We start from the raw sequence: 14,404 nt of genomic DNA on the forward strand, positions 1-14,404 counted from the left end.
GCATGGCGGCAACACAGGTCGTCCGGTCCGAATGGACCAAGATCCGGTCGGTGGCGTCCACGGTGTGGACGCTGTCCCTGGCGGCGGTGGTCACCATCGCGCTCGGCATGCTGATCTCGGCGCTGTCGAAGGCCGAGTTCGACAATCTGAGCACCCGGGACCGGCTCTCCTTCGATCCCACCTTCATCAGCTTCGCCGGGATGAGCCTCGGCCAGCTGGCGATGATCGTGTTCGGGGTGCTGGTGGTGTCGAACGAGTACAGCACGGGCATGATCCGCGTCTCGCTGGCGGCCGTGCCGCAGCGCGGCACCTTCCTCTTCGGCAAGATCGCGGTCGCCACCGCGCTCGCCCTGGCCGTCGGCATGGCCACCAGCTTCGCCGCGTTCTTCCTCGGCCAGGCGATGCTCGGCGAGCACAAGGCCTCGATCGGGGACGACGGGGTGCTGCGGGCGGTGATCGGCGGCGGCCTCTACATGACGCTGATCGCGATGTTCTCGATGGGCGTGGCCGCGATGCTGCGCTCGCCGATGCTGTCGCTGGGCATCCTGATGCCGTTCTTCTTCCTGATCTCCAGCATCCTCGGCAATGTGGACGCCACCAAGAAGGTGGGCCAGTTCCTGCCCGACCAGGCCGGCAGCAAGATCATGCAGGTGGTCACGCCGATCGGCGACGACACCCCGTACGGGCCCTGGGGCGGACTCGGGATCATGGCGCTGTGGGTGGTGGCGGCGCTGATCGGCGGCTATGTGCTGCTGAAGCGGCGCGACGCACAGTGAATGATCACCTGCGAGCAGTTTTTACCTCGTCTTGAACGGAACCGTCAGCGCCTGGATATCCTCCTAACCCTTACGGGGGCGTGTGCCCCGCTGTCCTAACCTTCCGATGGGTGCGGAGCATGATCGAGGCAGTCGGCCTGACCAAGCGGTACGGCGACAAGACCGCTGTGTACGACCTTTCCTTCCAGGTGCGGCCCGGAGCTGTCACCGGCTTCCTGGGCCCCAACGGCTCGGGCAAGTCGACGACGATGCGGATGATCCTCGGCCTGGACAACCCCTCGGCCGGGCATGTCACGATCAACGGCTACCCCTACCGCCGGCTGCCCAACGCCGCCCGCCACGTCGGCGCGCTGCTCGACGCCAAGGCCGTGCACGGCGGCCGGTCCGCCCGCAACCATCTGCTGTGTCTCGCCCAGATGTCCGGCATCCCGGCCCGGCGGGTGGACGAGGTGCTCGGGGTCGTCGGCCTGCACGAGGTGGCCAGGAAGCGGAGCAAGGGCTTCTCCCTCGGCATGGGCCAGCGGCTCGGCATCGCCGCCGCGCTGCTCGGCGACCCGCAGGTGCTGCTCTTCGACGAGCCGGTCAACGGCCTCGACCCGGAGGGCATCCTCTGGGTGCGCAATCTGATGAAGTCCCTCGCCGCCGAGGGCCGCACCGTCTTCGTCTCCTCGCACCTGATGAGCGAGATGGCGCTGACCGCCGACCACCTCATCGTGATCGGCCGCGGGCGGCTGCTGGCCGACATGAGCGTGAAGGACTTCATCGCCGCCAACTCGGCCGGCTTCGCGCGGGTGCGCACCCCGGACACCGAGCCGCAGGCCAGGGAGAAGCTGTCGGCCGCCCTCACCGAGGCCGGCGGGCACGTGCTGCCCGAGCAGGACGGCGCGCTGCGGGTGACCGGGCTGCCGCTGCCGCGGATCAGCGACATCGCCCACGACAACGATGTACGGCTGTGGGAGCTGTCGCCGCATCAGGCCTCGCTGGAGGAGGCGTACATGCGGATGACGCAGAGCGCGGTCGACTACCGCTCGACCACCGACCAGAAGGCCGGGCTCCAGCAGCCGTTGCCGCCCGGCGCGCTGCCGCCCGTCCCGGTACCGGGCCAGGGCCAGCCGGGCTGGTATCCCCCGCCGCCGCCCCAGCAGGGGCAGCCCTACGCGCCGGCGCAGGCCCCCGCAGGCACCCCCGCGGCCAATCCGTACGCCCAGCCGGCCGGGCAGCCCGGGCAGCAGGCCCCGCAGGCCCCTGCCGCGCCCGCCGCGCCGCCCGCGAACGCCCCCTCCGCCGACGACCTGACCAAGCCCGAGGACGCCCGATGAGCACGCCCCAGCCCCCGATGCCGCAGACCGCGCCCGAGTGGCAGGCCGCCGAGTCCGGCTACACCTCGCCGATCCCGGTGGTGCGCACGCACCTCGGGCACGCCATCGCCTCCGAGTGGACGAAGATCCGCTCGGTGCGCTCCACGATGTGGACGCTCGGGGTGTTCGTGCTGCTGGTCGTCGGCATCGGTCTGATGACCGGTCTGGTGATCGCCGGCCAGGACGCCGACCTCGGCGGCGAGAGTCCGCTGGGGCTCGGCTTCTTCGGGCTGCTGCTCGGCAGCATGTGCCTGATCACGCTGGGCGTGCTGACCACGGCTTCCGAGTACGGCACCGGCATGATCCGCACCACCATGGTCGCCTGCCCGTCGCGGGCCCGGGTGCTCGCGGCGAAGGCGATCGTCTTCTTCCTGGTCGCCTTCGTGGTGACCCTGGTGTCCGCCACGCTCATCGGGATGCTGCACGTGGCGATGCTCGAGGGCAACGGGGCGAAGGACCCCTCGGGCGGCGAGTGGCTGAAGGGCACCGTCGGCGTCTCGCTCTACCTCGCCCTGCTCGGCACGCTGTCGCTCGCGGTGGGCTCGCTCATCCGGCACTCCGCCGGGGCCATCACCATCATGATCGGTGTGCTGCTCGCCCCGCTGGTGGTGGCACTGTTCATGTTCTCGGACTCGCTGAGGGACGTGCAGCAGGCGCTGTTCGAGTACTCCATCCCGAACCAGATGAGCGTCTTCTACGCGAACTCCCTGAGCGAGTCGGGCCCGTCCGGCTGGGATCCGGTGCTGATCATGCTGTGCATCACCGGGGTGGCTCTGGGCGCCGCCTTCGCCGTGCAGGAGAGCCGCGACGTGTGATCACCCCGCGGCTGCCCGCGGACAACCCGCGGACTCGGACTCCCCGCGGACTCCGCCGGGGCTCCCGCGCCGGCCGCGGGGCGCTCAGAACCTCGGCGCGTTTCGGGACCGCTGCACCCGCGTGGTGCGGCGGTCCTTCGCGTTCCAGCAGGCCTTGTGCCAGTGCCGGCGCTCGTCCACCCCGGAGAACTCCGGCCAGGCCACCACGTGCGGCACCCCGTCCGGGATCAACTGGTCGCAGCCCGGGCAGCGGTAGGACTTGCCCCGCGCGCTGGCGCCCGCCACGTGCCGCACGCTCCAGTCCTCGCCCTGCCAGCTCTCCGTGGACTGCCAGCCGCCGTAGCGGCCGGAACGGTCCTCCTCGGCGCTCCGGCCGGACGAACCGGATCCCTTCGGTCGGTTGCGACGCGGGGACACAGGACACCTCACGGGGCTATACAGGATGCACGGGCCGCATCCAGCCTACGTGCCCGCCGCCGGGGCACGCGCAAGGCTCCGGCCGTCACACGGCCCCGTCCGGCGACGCCGCGCCCGCTTCCGAGCGGCCGATTCTGCAGACAATCCGCAAATTCCTCCGCCCGGCCGTGTCCTCGGCACGTGTCAGGCGGTTATGCCGTGTGGGGGAGCTCCGCGTCGGAGCCAAGGAAGCAGGAAAGCAATGCGCGTTGGAAGTTTCGTGTTGGCCGCCCAGTTCCCCGGGCAGGGCGAGGGGGAGGCGCTGCACCGCGCGGTCCGCTCGGCCGAGGTGGCCGAGGAGGCGGGGCTCGACACGGTCTGGCTGGCCGAGCACCATTTCGTGCCGTACGGCACCTGCCCGTCGGCGGTCACCCTGGCCGCGCTGCTGCTGGGCCGCACCCGCCGGCTCAGGGTCGGCACGGCGGTCAGTGTGCTGCCCACCACCCACCCGGTGACCCTCGGCGAGCAGGCCGCGCTGCTGCACATCACCAGCGGCGGCCGCTTCTCGCTGGGCGTGGGGCGCGGCGGCCCCTGGGTGGACCTGGAGGTCTTCGGCTCCGGTCTCGAGGCGTACGAGAAGGGCTTCCCGGAATCACTCGATCTGCTGCTGCGCTGGCTGCGCGAGCCGTCCGTGGCGGCCGACGGCGAGCGCTACCGGTTCCGTGAAGTCCCCGTCGTGCCCCGCCCGTCGGAGGCGCTCACGGAGACGGAAGGACCCGAGGTGGTCGTCGCCTGCACCTCGCCGTCCAGCGTGCGGCTGGCCGCCGAGCGCGGTCTTCCGATGCTGCTCGGCATGCACGTGGGCGACGAGGAGAAGGCCGAGATGGTCGCCCTGTGGCGGCGGCACGCCCGCGCCAGCGGCCGGTCCCCCGAGGAGATCCACCGCGCTGCGCATGTGTCGGCCGGTGTCTGCCAGATCGCCGACCGGCGGGCCGACGCGGCGGAGGCGCTGCTGAAGGCGATGCCGGGCTGGCTGCGCCAGGGCCTGGGCGCCCATGTCACGGTGGACGGCCGGGCACGGCAGATGCGCGATCCGCTGGCGTACACCGAACTGCTCTGCGGACTGCACCCGGTGGGCACCCCGGCGCTGTGTGCGGACCGGCTGGCGGCGACCAGCGAGCGGACCGGCATCTCCCGTTTCGCGCTGCTCGTCGAGGGATCCGGCGATCTCGCGGCGACCGAGGAGAACGTACGGCGCCTCGGTGCCGAGGTGCTGCCCCGGCTCGCCTGACCGAGCGGGGCCGCCTGCGCGGATCACGTGCCATGGAGGCTTGCCGCCCCTGGTACTGACTGCACCTCCCGCGGTACGGAGCGGCAAGCAGACGATGGGGCGCGTCAGCAGTCGCGCAGCTCCGGCGACTGGTTCAGCAGCTGACTTCGGACCGAGGTGAAGCGGGCCAGCGTCTCGTCGACCGAGGAGTCAAGCGGGAACACGGCCACCCGGTGGCAGTTCTGGAAGGCCAGCCGAACACCGAAGTGCCGTTGCAGCGCGCCGCGTATCGCGTCACTCGCGAGCGCACGCAGCAGCTGACCGCGTGCCTGCTCGTCCGGCGGAGGCGTCTGGTTGTCGGCGAACTCTCCGCCGTCCACCTTCAGCTGGGCCACCAGGGAGCTGATCATCTCCCACGCGTAGGGCAGGGAGGTCCGGACGCAGTCGACGAATTCTGCTTCGTCGACCTCGCCTCGCTCGGCCTGTTCGAGTAGGGCCGGTGAGACGTCGAGCGACATGGGTTCTCCTCTCGCACCCCCGACGAGCAGGGGTTGCCTGACAGATAGGGGAGCCCGCGTAATCGGACACGCTGCGTACCCATCTCGCGACCTCCCGTTCAATACCGTAAGCAACCGGAGGTGCCCGCACCAGGACATTGCCCGGATGACCAACATCCAGTGGGCAGGTAATCGGCCATCGTGGAACACGGGTTTTCCAGGAGATTCAGGACGTGTCGCAGCGCCGGACGGGGCGGGTGTGAGGACGCCTCGAGCCCGGCCGGACCGGGCCGGGGCACACGGGCGAATCGCGTCGGGGCGGGGCGGTCGAGTAGCGTTGCCGACCATGCGTCTCGTCATTGCCCGCTGCTCCGTGGACTACGCCGGACGGCTCACCGCGCACCTGCCGTCGGCACCCCGTCTCATCCTGATCAAGGCGGACGGCAGTGTCTCCATCCACGCCGACGACCGGGCCTACAAGCCCCTGAACTGGATGTCGCCGCCCTGCACCCTCAAGGAGGGCACGGGCGACCAGGAAGGCGTGTGGACCGTCGTCAACAAGGCGGGTGAGAAACTCATCATCACCATGGAGGAGATCCTCCACGACTCCACGCACGAACTGGGCGTGGATCCCGGCCTGATCAAGGACGGCGTGGAAGCGCACCTCCAGGAGCTGCTCGCCGACCGGATCGAGACCCTCGGCGAGGGCTACACCCTGATCCGCCGCGAGTACATGACCGCCATCGGCCCGGTCGACATTCTCTGCCGGGACGCCGAGGGGCAGACCGTGGCGGTGGAGATCAAGCGGCGTGGCGAGATCGACGGGGTGGAGCAACTCACCCGCTACCTCGAGCTGTTGAACCGCGATCCGCATCTCGCCCCGGTGCGCGGCATCTTCGCCGCCCAGGAGATCAAGCCGCAGGCGCGGGTGCTCGCCACCGACCGGGGCATCCACTGCCAGATCCTCGACTACGACGAGCTGCGCGGCATCGAGGACGACAAGCTGCGGCTGTTCTAGGACTCTCTCCGCGGCTGCTACCGGGCTCTTCGGCACACACGCGGGGGCTCGCCCGCACACGCACAAGGGCCGGATCCCGTGGACGGGATCCGGCCCTTCGTCCTGCGTGCGGGCGGCGTCGGTGCCGGCGTCAGATGACCGTGCCGGCGCTGCCCGACGTGCTGGGCGTGCCGGCCTCGCTGCTCTCGGGGGCGCCGGCCGAACTGCTCGTCTCCGCCGGGGAGGACGAGGCGGGACCACTGGCCGAGTCGCTGGTGGACGGCTCGTCGGGCGGCGTGGTCGGGGTGTCGGTCGGGTCCGGCTCGGTCCCGGTGGGCTCCGGGTCCGGCGAGGTCGGGTCCGGGGACTCGGACGTGGGCGGCTTGGTGGTCTTCGTCGGCTTGGACGTGGGCGACTTCGTGGGCGACTTCGTCGGGGACTTGGTCGGCTCGTCCGGCTCCTCGCTGTCGTCCTCGGACGGCTCGCCCGACGTCGAGGCCGTCGGCGTCGGGTCGTCCGCCGTGCCCAGCTTGCCGTCCGGGCCCGGGTCGGAGGGCCGGCTGGTGGCCTTGCCGGTGTCGCCCTCGTCGCCGGCCGCCGGGTCGGCGCCCAGGCTGCCGTCGTCGGGGCCCTGGGTGGCGGAGGGGTTGACGCCCACGTTCTCCGAGGGCCGGCCCGCCTCCCCGTCCGAGGTGGCGCCGAGGGTGACGACGGTGCCGAGGACGGCGACGAGCAGCGCGCCCGCGCCGGCGGCCACCAGGTTGCGCCGCGCCAGGTTCTTCAGACCGCCGCCCTGCTTGGGCGCCGGGGCGGCGGGCGAGGGCGTGGCCGCGGAACGGTTGATGATCAGCGCGGTGTCGGCGGGCGGCTTCACCTCGGGGAAGGCCGTCGGCACTCCGCGGGGCGGCGAGGCCGACTCCTCGGCGTGCGCCTCGGGCACCTCCTCCCCCGCGGTCGGCGCCAGTGCCAGCGGGGTGCCGGAGCGGTCGGCGACCAGGGCGAGGGCCCGGCGTCCCGCGACCGTGCCGCGCTTGTCGGAGAGCGCGCCGCGCAGCCCGATGGACGCCTCCAGTTCGGCGCGCGACCGGTCGAGCTGCCCGCAGCACAGGGCGTGGATGCCGAGCTCGTGGTGGAAGTAGCCCTGTTCGGCCACGTCCCCGGCGAGGCGTGCGGCCTCGGCGCCGGCCCGCAGCGTGCGCTCCCAGGCGCTCCAGTGCAGGCCCGCGGCGAAGGCGGGCGCCGCGGTGCGGGCCAGCTGCACGGCGACGGGCTGCTCGTCGTCACCGGTGGCCGTGGTGAGCGGCACGACGGCGGTGAGCGCGGCGAGCACCGCGTCCGCCTCCGCGCAGACCCGCTCGGGGGTGACCGAGGGGTGCCCTGCCCACCAGGCGTAGTGCTGGGCGGCCGTGGTGGCCTGGGCGGTCAGGTCCTCGGCGTATCCGGCGGCCTCGAGCTGGGTCAGCACCCCGGCGGCCAGACGGTAGTGGGCGCCGACGGGCGTGACGAGGCCGCAGGCGGCCAGTTCGCCGAGCGCGGCGTCCGCGTGGGTGTCGCCCACCAGGGCGGGCAGATGCGCCTGGTGCGGCACCTCGCCGCCGAGCGCCACCGCGAACCGCAGGGTGGCACGGGCGGAGGCGCTGAGCCGGGAGGCGAGCAGCGGCGCGGGCGCCGCGGCGTCGCCCAGCGGGGGCAGCGGGACCTCGTCGCCGCCGACGGGGTCGTAGGGCAGGTCGTCGGGGCGGGCGTCGGCGAAGACGCCGAACTCGTCGACCGCGCCGGCCCCGGCGCGCAGCCGGTCGAGCTGCCGCAGCAGGGCGCCGGCCTGGACGAAGCGCAGCGGCAGCCCCTCGGACTCGAACCACAGGTCGCCCGCCCAGTTGGCCTCGTCCTCGGTGAGCCGGCGCCCCACGGCGTGCTCCAGCAGGTCGAGGCCCGCGGCGCGGTCGAGGCCCTCGAGGACGACCTCCTCCACGCCGGCGTCGGCGGAGGGCGCGGGCACGTCCGGGGTGGCGGCAAACAGGAAGGCGCACTCCGGGGTGGCGTCCAGCAGCTCGTCGAGGCTCTCCCCGCCGAACTCCAGGTCGTCCAGGACCACGACGGCGCCGATCTCGCGGACGTGCTCGACCAGCTCCGCCCGCTCCGGCCGGTACAGCGGGGCGTTGTGGACGGCGTAGAAGAGGTCGTGGAGCAGGTCGTCGGGAGTGCGCCGGTGACCGCTGAGGCGGACGACGCCGTCGGGGGCGAGGTCCGCGCAGTCCTCGGCGACGGTGTCGAGCAGCCGGGTGCGGCCGGATCCCGCGGGGCCGGTGAGGCGCACCGAGCGGCCACGGGCGAGCAGCCGGACCAGCTGTTCGCGGGTCTCCTGACGGGCCAGCAGCGGCAGCGCGGGCTGCGCGGGGCCGGGCGGGACGGGCGGGCGGGCCGCGCGCTCCACCTCGGCGCGCTCGGCCGCGTCGAGCTTCACGGGCCGGGCGGGCCGCTCGGCCGGCGGGCAGGGTTCTATCTCGCTGCCGTCGACGGGGTTGACGGTGAGCAGGAAGTCGCCGGAGACCAGCTGCACCGTGCGGGCGAGTGCGGGCGGTGAGAAGTCGGATGTGAGGGAGTCCCGGGGCGGGCGCTGGCGCGGTGCGTCACCGTCACCGTGCCGGCCGTACTCCTCGGGTCCCGGAGTGTTCGGGTCCATCAGTACCTAGCCCCCAAAAGCGTCGTGTGCCCGAGCCCCATGGACAGGACCCAAAGCCCCTCCCGGCCTTGCTGTGCACACCGCGCTGTCGCTTCTGGTCCGGGCCCGCTCGAGGGTTGCAGGGCAGCGGGCAGCCGAACCCTAAACCTTTGCTCAGTATCTACGACAGTCCGGGGTACCGCGCCGCCCGAGACGTCACAGTCTCGTGAGGATTGTGCGGACCACCCGCACCGGACCGGCCCGTACCGGAACCTCTGACCGGCCCCTGCCGGGCCCTCGGCGGGACTCACACCCGGGGCAGGCTGTCCACTCCGATGCCGCCCTCGATTGCCAGGATCCGGTGCAGCCGGGTGGCCACCAGCAGGCGCTGCATCTGCGGCGGCACACCGCGCAGCACCAGGCGCCGGCCGCAGCGGCCGGCCCGCCGGTGGGCTCCCATGATCACCCCGAGTCCGGTGGCGTCCCAGGAGTCCAGTTCGGACAGGTCCAGCACCAGGTCGCCGACTCCGTCGTCGACGGCGGAGTGCAGGACCGTGCGGGCGTCCGCCGCGCTGCGGACGTCGAGGCGGCCCCCGACGACCAGCTCGGCGTGGTCGCCCCTGATGTGCATATGCGCTCCCCGTGGCCTGCGTTCTCGTGCTCCGAGTGGCTTGTCGTTGATCGTTGTTCGTTTTTGTACAGCCGGTGATGCAAGGTCTGACTGCGCGAGGGCCGCCGAGGTTGCTGGCTGTGAGCGAACCGATACCGAATTCACCCCGGCGTGTGATGCCACGCCGGGGTGAGGCGGTGTCAGTGCTTGTAGAAGCCCTGCCCGCTCTTGCGGCCGATGTCACCGGCGTCAACCATCCGGCGCATCAGTTCGGGGGCGGCGAACTTCTCGTCCTGGGACTCGGTGTAGATGTTGCCGGTCGCGTGCAGCAGGATGTCCACGCCGGTCAGGTCGGCGGTGGCGAGCGGACCCATGGCGTGGCCGAAGCCCAGCTTGCAGGCGAGGTCGATGTCCTCGGCGCTGGCGACGCCCGACTCGTACAGCTTCGCGGCCTCGACGACCAGGGCGCAGATGAGGCGGGTGGTGACGAAGCCGGCGACGTCGCGGTTGACGACGATGCACGTCTTGCCGACGGACTCGGCGAACTCCCGCGCCTTGGCCAGCGTTTCGTCGCTCGTCTTGTAGCCGCGGACCAGCTCGCACAGCTGCATCATCGGCACCGGCGAGAAGAAGTGCGTGCCGACGACGCGCTCCGGGCGCTCCGTCACGGCCGCGATCTTGGTGATCGGGATGGCGGAGGTGTTGGAGGCGAGCACCGTGTCCTCGCGGACCAGCTTGTCGAGGGTGCGGAAGATCTCGTGCTTGACCTCGAGCTTCTCGAACACGGCCTCGACCACGACATCGGCGTCCGCGCAGGCGTCCAGGTCGGTCGTGGGGGTGATCCGGGCGAGGGCGGCCTCGGCGTCCTGCGCCTGCAGCTTGCCCTTGCTCACGAACTTGTCGTACGAGGCCTTGATGCCGTCGGTGCCCCGCGTGAGCGCCTCGTCGGTGACGTCGCGCAGAACGACGTCCCAGCCCGCCTGGGCGGAGACCTGGGCGATACCGGATCCCATGAGACCGGCTCCGATGACGGCGAGCTTGCGTGCCACTGTGCGACTCCCCTGATACGCGCTGTCGTTGTTCTCTCGGGCGGACACTAGCGCCCGTGGGACGCCATGTGGCGGGTTAGTAACGCGCGTCACGTCTCACATGACGGACATCACACCGCCCGGCTCCTCTCGGCGCTCCGGACGGCGTACGTGAGCACCCTGGGACTGAGCAGTTCCTCCATCTCGTCCAGCAGGACGAGCGCCTCGCGGGAGACCTCCGAGGGCCGGCCGCCGGCGAGCATGCGCTCGCCGATGACGGCGATGACCGTCGAGTGGAGCCAGCTGATCTGACCGGCCATCAGCCGGGGCGTGAGGTCGTCGTCCCGGGCGCCGGTCTCTTCGCGCAGGGTCTGCTCGAGGTCCGCAAGCGTCTCCTGTCCGATGGCCCACATCCGGGAGCGCAGGGCGGGCGAGTCCTGGATCACCCGCATGAAATCGGCGTACCCGTCCATCAGGCCGATCCGGGGCGAGACGGACTCGGCCTCCTCGCGCAGCTCCCGCAGGACGGCCTCGGCGGCGGACTCCCCGGCACGCCGCCCGCGCACCCAGCGGGAGAGCAGGTCGGTGACACCCTTGGCCCGGTCGAGGAAGAGGTCCTCCTTGGCCGGGAAGTAGTTGTAGACGGTGTTGACGGAGACGTTCGCCGCGTCCGCCACCTCGGCCACGGTCACGGACTCGAAGCCCCGCTCGACGAACAGGGCCGTGGCGACATCGGAGATGTACTGCCGGGTCTGCCGCTTCTTCCGTTCCCTGAGTCCCTCGGCCATGTCCGCATCCTAGCTTCGCTGGGCGCGATGAAAACTTGGGGTCGTTGCAAAATTTCAGTCCCTCTGCTTTTCTGGGGGCATGGCCATCATCAGCACCGTCTCGCTCGCCCGCACCTTCCGGACGAAGAGCGGCACCGTCCAGGCCGTCCGGGGCATCGATCTCACCGTCCGCGAGGGCGAGATCGTGGGCCTGCTCGGCCCCAACGGCGCCGGCAAGACCACCACCCTGCGGATGCTCACGACCCTGCTCGCCCCCACCGGCGGGGCGGCCACCGTCGCCGGCCACGACCTGGTGAAGGACCCGGCCTCGGTGCGGCGGGCCTGCGGCTATGTGGCCCAGAGCGGCGGGGTGGACCCGCAGCTGACCGTGCGGGAGGAGCTGGTCACCCAGGGCCGGATGTACCGGCTCGGCCGGGCGCGGGCCGCCGAGCGCGCCCGCGAACTGGCCCACGAGCTGGACCTGACGGACCTGCTGGACCGCCCGTGCGCGGCGCTCTCCGGCGGCCGGCGCCGCCGCCTGGACATCGCCATGGCGCTGCTGCACGAACCCAGGCTGCTCTTCCTCGACGAACCGACGACCGGCCTGGACCCGGCCGGCCGGACCGCCCTGTGGGACCTGGTGCGCCGGCTGCGCGACGACCACGGCACCACCGTCGTCCTGACCACCCACTACCTGGACGAGGCCGATGCGCTCTGCGACCGCCTGGTCGTCGTCGACGGCGGGACGGTCGTCGCCGAGGGCACCCCGGCCGCGCTCAAGCTGCGGTACGCGGGCTCGGCCGACGCCTCGCTCCAGGACGCGTTCCTCGCCCTCACCGGCCGCAGCGCCGCACCGGCGGACCCGGCCCCGGTCGCCGTATGAGCGGCCACACCCCCCGTACCGCCGCCCGCCCCGAAGGACCGACGATGCTGCTGCACGACACCGCACTGATCTATGGCCGCTGCCTGCGCCAGTCCCTCCGCTCCCGCTTCGCCCTGCTCTTCGGCCTGCTGATGCCGATGCTGTACCTGCTCTTCTTCGGGCCGCTGCTGACCGGTCTGCCGCTCGGCGGGCGCGGCAGCTCCTGGCAGGTGCTGGTTCCCGGGCTGCTGCTGCAACTGGGGCTCTTCGGTGCCTCCTTCGCGGGCTTCGCGATCATCATCGAGAAGGGCCACGGGGTGGTGGACCGGATGCGAGTGACCCCGGTGAGCCGGCTCGCCCTGCTGCTGGGCCGGGTACTGCGGGACGCCACCGTGTTCGTGTTCCAGGCGGTGCTGCTGGTGCTGGCCGCGGTGGCGATGGGACTCAGGGCACCACTGGCCGGCGTCCTCATCGGATTCGTCTTCGTCGCACTGCTCACGGTCTCGCTGGCGGCGCTGTCGTACGCGCTGGCCATGCGGATGGGCACCCCGCAGGGCTTCGGCCCGGCGATCAACGCGCTGACCATGCCGTCGATGCTGCTGTCAGGGCTGATGCTGCCGATGACCCTGGGCCCGGCCTGGCTGGACGCGCTGTCCCACCTGATGCCGCTGCGCTATCTGGTGGACGCGGTGCGCGACGCCTATGTCGGTGCCTACGCCACCGGCCACATGCTGCTGGGCTCCCTGGTGGCCACCGGCTTCGCACTGCTGGCCGTGACAGTGGGCACACGAGTGTTCCGGACGGCCGGGGCATAACTAGGCTGGCCGCATGGTCAATCTGACGCGCATCTACACCCGCACCGGCGACAAGGGCACCACCGCGCTCGGTGACATGAGCCGGGTCGCCAAGACCGATCTGCGGATCGCCGCGTACGCCGACGCCAACGAGGCGAACGCGGTGATCGGCACGGCGATCGCGCTGGGCGGGCTGGAGGACGAGGTGGTACAGGTCCTCAAGCGGGTCCAGAACGACCTGTTCGACGTCGGCGCGGACCTGTCCACGCCGGTGGTGGAGAACCCGGAGTACCCGCCGCTCCGGGTGGAGCAGTTCTACATCGACCGCCTCGAGGCGGACTGCGACCGCTTCAACGAGCGTCTGGAGAAGCTGCGCTCCTTCATCCTGCCGGGCGGCACCCCGGGCGCGGCCCTGCTGCACCAGGCCTGCACGGTGGTGCGGCGGGCCGAGCGGTCCACCTGGGCGGCGATGGACGTCCACGGCGAGACCATGAACCCGCTCACCGCCACCTACCTCAACCGCCTCTCCGACCTGCTGTTCATCCTGGCCCGCATCGCCAACAAGGAGACCGGCGACGTGCTGTGGGTGCCGGGCGGGGAGCGCTAGAGGCGCTCCTTCCCGCGGGCGGGGCGGACGGTCCGGATCAGACCCCACAGGATCAGGGCCGAGCCGACGCACATCAGCACCGTGCCGACCTTGGTGAGCGTGACCACCGGGACCTCCACGTCCCCGGTGGTCAGCCTCAGCACCAGGCCGACGGCGAAGGTGACGACGCCCTCCGTGATGTCCTTCGCTGCCCTGGTCATCGGTGCGCCCCCTCCCGAGCGGAGTTCTTACCGGTCTTCTCGGTCTTCTCGGTCTCACCGGTCTCCCCGGTGCTCGCGGTGACCGGATCGGCGTCCGCAGGGGCCCTTCTCGGCCAGACGAAGTAGGACAGCGCGATCAGTCCGTGGATGCCGGCCGCCCGCCAGGCGCCGCCGCGCCACTCCTCCAGCGAGGTGACCCGGCTCGGGTCGTCGACGTACCAGATCGCGCCCTGGAGCAGCACCGTCGCGACGACGGCAGCGACCAGGGTGCCCAGCCACACCCTGGCCTCGTGCCGCGCCCGTGCCATGCCGTAGCGCGGGGGCCTGACCAGCGGGCGGCCCTCGAGGCGGTGCGCCGCATGGCCGTCCAGCCACTTCACGGTGCGGTGGCCGTGGCCCACGGTGTAGCCGATGTAGAGCGCGGCCAGCCCGTGCGTCCAGTTCGGTTCGGCGCCGTTCTTCAGGTCGATCGCGGTGACGATCAGCAGGACGACCTCGAGCAGCGGCTCGCACAGCAGCAGGGCCAGGCCGGTGCGCGGCATCCTCAGCAGGTAGCGGCAGGCCAGCCCGGCCGCCAGCAGCACCCAGAAGCCGATCTCGCAGGCGGCGATCAGTGCGACGATCACGGTTCGCTCCTCTCGGTCACCCTTTCAGGCTCCCGGTGACGGCGCCCGGACGCGTCGTCGCCTGCGATGAACTCGCAGTACATCGAAAGATGCAGTCCCGTACCGTCCCGGGGCATCAGGCGCCGGGTGCGCGCAGCGT

At 71.7% G+C, this 14,404-nt stretch carries 16 protein-coding genes; 8 read left to right on the forward strand and 8 right to left on the reverse strand.

Annotation, left to right across the window (positions count from 1 at the left end):
* The first annotated feature begins 2 nt into the window (after positions 1–2).
* From HCJ93_RS22720 to HCJ93_RS22730, 3 genes are all read left to right on the forward strand, one after another.
* Positions 3–776, forward strand: a complete 774-nt coding sequence (locus HCJ93_RS22720) for an ABC transporter permease (RefSeq protein ID WP_167997639.1) — start codon at positions 3–5, stop codon at positions 774–776.
* A gap of 119 nt (positions 777–895) precedes the next feature.
* Entirely contained in the window at positions 896–2,095 is a 1,200-nt protein-coding gene (locus HCJ93_RS22725; protein ID WP_167997640.1) for an ABC transporter ATP-binding protein, read from the forward strand.
* On the forward strand, positions 2,092–2,949 hold the full coding sequence (locus HCJ93_RS22730; protein ID WP_167997641.1) for an ABC-2 transporter permease: 858 nt from the start codon (positions 2,092–2,094) through the stop codon (positions 2,947–2,949). The genes HCJ93_RS22725 and HCJ93_RS22730 overlap by 4 nt, the downstream gene beginning before the upstream one ends.
* An 84-nt stretch (positions 2,950–3,033) precedes the next feature.
* On the opposite strand, the gene HCJ93_RS22735 is transcribed toward HCJ93_RS22730, so the two are convergent.
* Positions 3,034–3,366: an Rv1322 family protein gene (locus HCJ93_RS22735; RefSeq protein ID WP_167997642.1), complete on the reverse strand. Its 333-nt coding sequence runs from the start codon at positions 3,364–3,366 to the stop codon at positions 3,034–3,036.
* A gap of 241 nt (positions 3,367–3,607) precedes the next feature.
* On the opposite strand from HCJ93_RS22735, the gene HCJ93_RS22740 reads away from it, so the two are divergent.
* Positions 3,608–4,636 (forward strand): LLM class flavin-dependent oxidoreductase, encoded by a 1,029-nt coding sequence (locus tag HCJ93_RS22740; RefSeq protein WP_167997643.1) that lies wholly within the window; start codon positions 3,608–3,610, stop codon positions 4,634–4,636.
* 104 nt (positions 4,637–4,740) lie between these two features.
* On the opposite strand, the gene HCJ93_RS22745 is transcribed toward HCJ93_RS22740, so the two are convergent.
* Positions 4,741–5,133: an SCO5389 family protein gene (locus tag HCJ93_RS22745; protein WP_167997644.1), complete on the reverse strand. Its 393-nt coding sequence runs from the start codon at positions 5,131–5,133 to the stop codon at positions 4,741–4,743.
* Positions 5,134–5,458: 325 nt separating this feature from the next.
* On the opposite strand from HCJ93_RS22745, the gene nucS reads away from it, so the two are divergent.
* Complete coding sequence (nucS, locus tag HCJ93_RS22750; RefSeq protein ID WP_167997645.1) at positions 5,459–6,130, forward strand: endonuclease NucS; 672 nt, start codon at positions 5,459–5,461, stop codon at positions 6,128–6,130.
* A gap of 130 nt (positions 6,131–6,260) precedes the next feature.
* On the opposite strand, the gene HCJ93_RS22755 is transcribed toward nucS, so the two are convergent.
* The 4 genes from HCJ93_RS22755 to HCJ93_RS22770 all read right to left on the reverse strand — a co-directional run bounded on the left by HCJ93_RS22755 (position 6,261) and on the right by HCJ93_RS22770 (position 11,197).
* Positions 6,261–8,792 (reverse strand): ATP-binding protein, encoded by a 2,532-nt coding sequence (locus HCJ93_RS22755; RefSeq protein ID WP_167997646.1) that lies wholly within the window; start codon positions 8,790–8,792, stop codon positions 6,261–6,263.
* Positions 8,793–9,078: 286 nt separating this feature from the next.
* Positions 9,079–9,402, reverse strand: a complete 324-nt coding sequence (locus HCJ93_RS22760) for an STAS domain-containing protein (RefSeq protein WP_167997647.1) — start codon at positions 9,400–9,402, stop codon at positions 9,079–9,081.
* Positions 9,403–9,581: 179 nt separating this feature from the next.
* Complete coding sequence (locus HCJ93_RS22765) at positions 9,582–10,430, reverse strand: 3-hydroxyacyl-CoA dehydrogenase family protein (RefSeq protein ID WP_167997648.1); 849 nt, start codon at positions 10,428–10,430, stop codon at positions 9,582–9,584.
* Positions 10,431–10,540: 110 nt separating this feature from the next.
* A complete protein-coding gene (locus tag HCJ93_RS22770) occupies positions 10,541–11,197 on the reverse strand; it encodes a TetR/AcrR family transcriptional regulator (protein WP_167997649.1) in 657 nt (218 codons plus the stop codon).
* 79 nt (positions 11,198–11,276) lie between these two features.
* Between HCJ93_RS22770 and HCJ93_RS22775 the strand changes: the two genes are divergently transcribed.
* From HCJ93_RS22775 to HCJ93_RS22785, 3 genes are read left to right on the forward strand one after another with little or no spacing between them, the layout of a single operon-like run.
* Positions 11,277–12,059 (forward strand): ABC transporter ATP-binding protein, encoded by a 783-nt coding sequence (locus tag HCJ93_RS22775; RefSeq protein ID WP_167997650.1) that lies wholly within the window; start codon positions 11,277–11,279, stop codon positions 12,057–12,059.
* 44 nt (positions 12,060–12,103) lie between these two features.
* A complete protein-coding gene (locus HCJ93_RS22780; protein ID WP_167997685.1) occupies positions 12,104–12,853 on the forward strand; it encodes an ABC transporter permease in 750 nt (249 codons plus the stop codon).
* Positions 12,854–12,866: 13 nt separating this feature from the next.
* Positions 12,867–13,439: a cob(I)yrinic acid a,c-diamide adenosyltransferase gene (locus HCJ93_RS22785; protein ID WP_167997651.1), complete on the forward strand. Its 573-nt coding sequence runs from the start codon at positions 12,867–12,869 to the stop codon at positions 13,437–13,439.
* Here the strand turns inward: HCJ93_RS22785 and HCJ93_RS22790 are convergent.
* Complete coding sequence (locus tag HCJ93_RS22790) at positions 13,436–13,639, reverse strand: DUF5708 family protein (RefSeq protein WP_167997652.1); 204 nt, start codon at positions 13,637–13,639, stop codon at positions 13,436–13,438. The genes HCJ93_RS22785 and HCJ93_RS22790 overlap by 4 nt on opposite strands.
* Positions 13,636–14,265, reverse strand: coding sequence for a hypothetical protein (locus HCJ93_RS22795; protein WP_309141483.1), 630 nt, complete (start codon positions 14,263–14,265; stop codon positions 13,636–13,638). The genes HCJ93_RS22790 and HCJ93_RS22795 overlap by 4 nt, the downstream gene beginning before the upstream one ends.
* Positions 14,266–14,404 lie beyond the last annotated feature (139 nt).

It is taken from the genome of Streptomyces composti, from assembly GCF_012034205.1.
Taxonomy (GTDB): Bacteria; Actinomycetota; Actinomycetes; order Streptomycetales; family Streptomycetaceae; genus Streptomyces; species Streptomyces composti.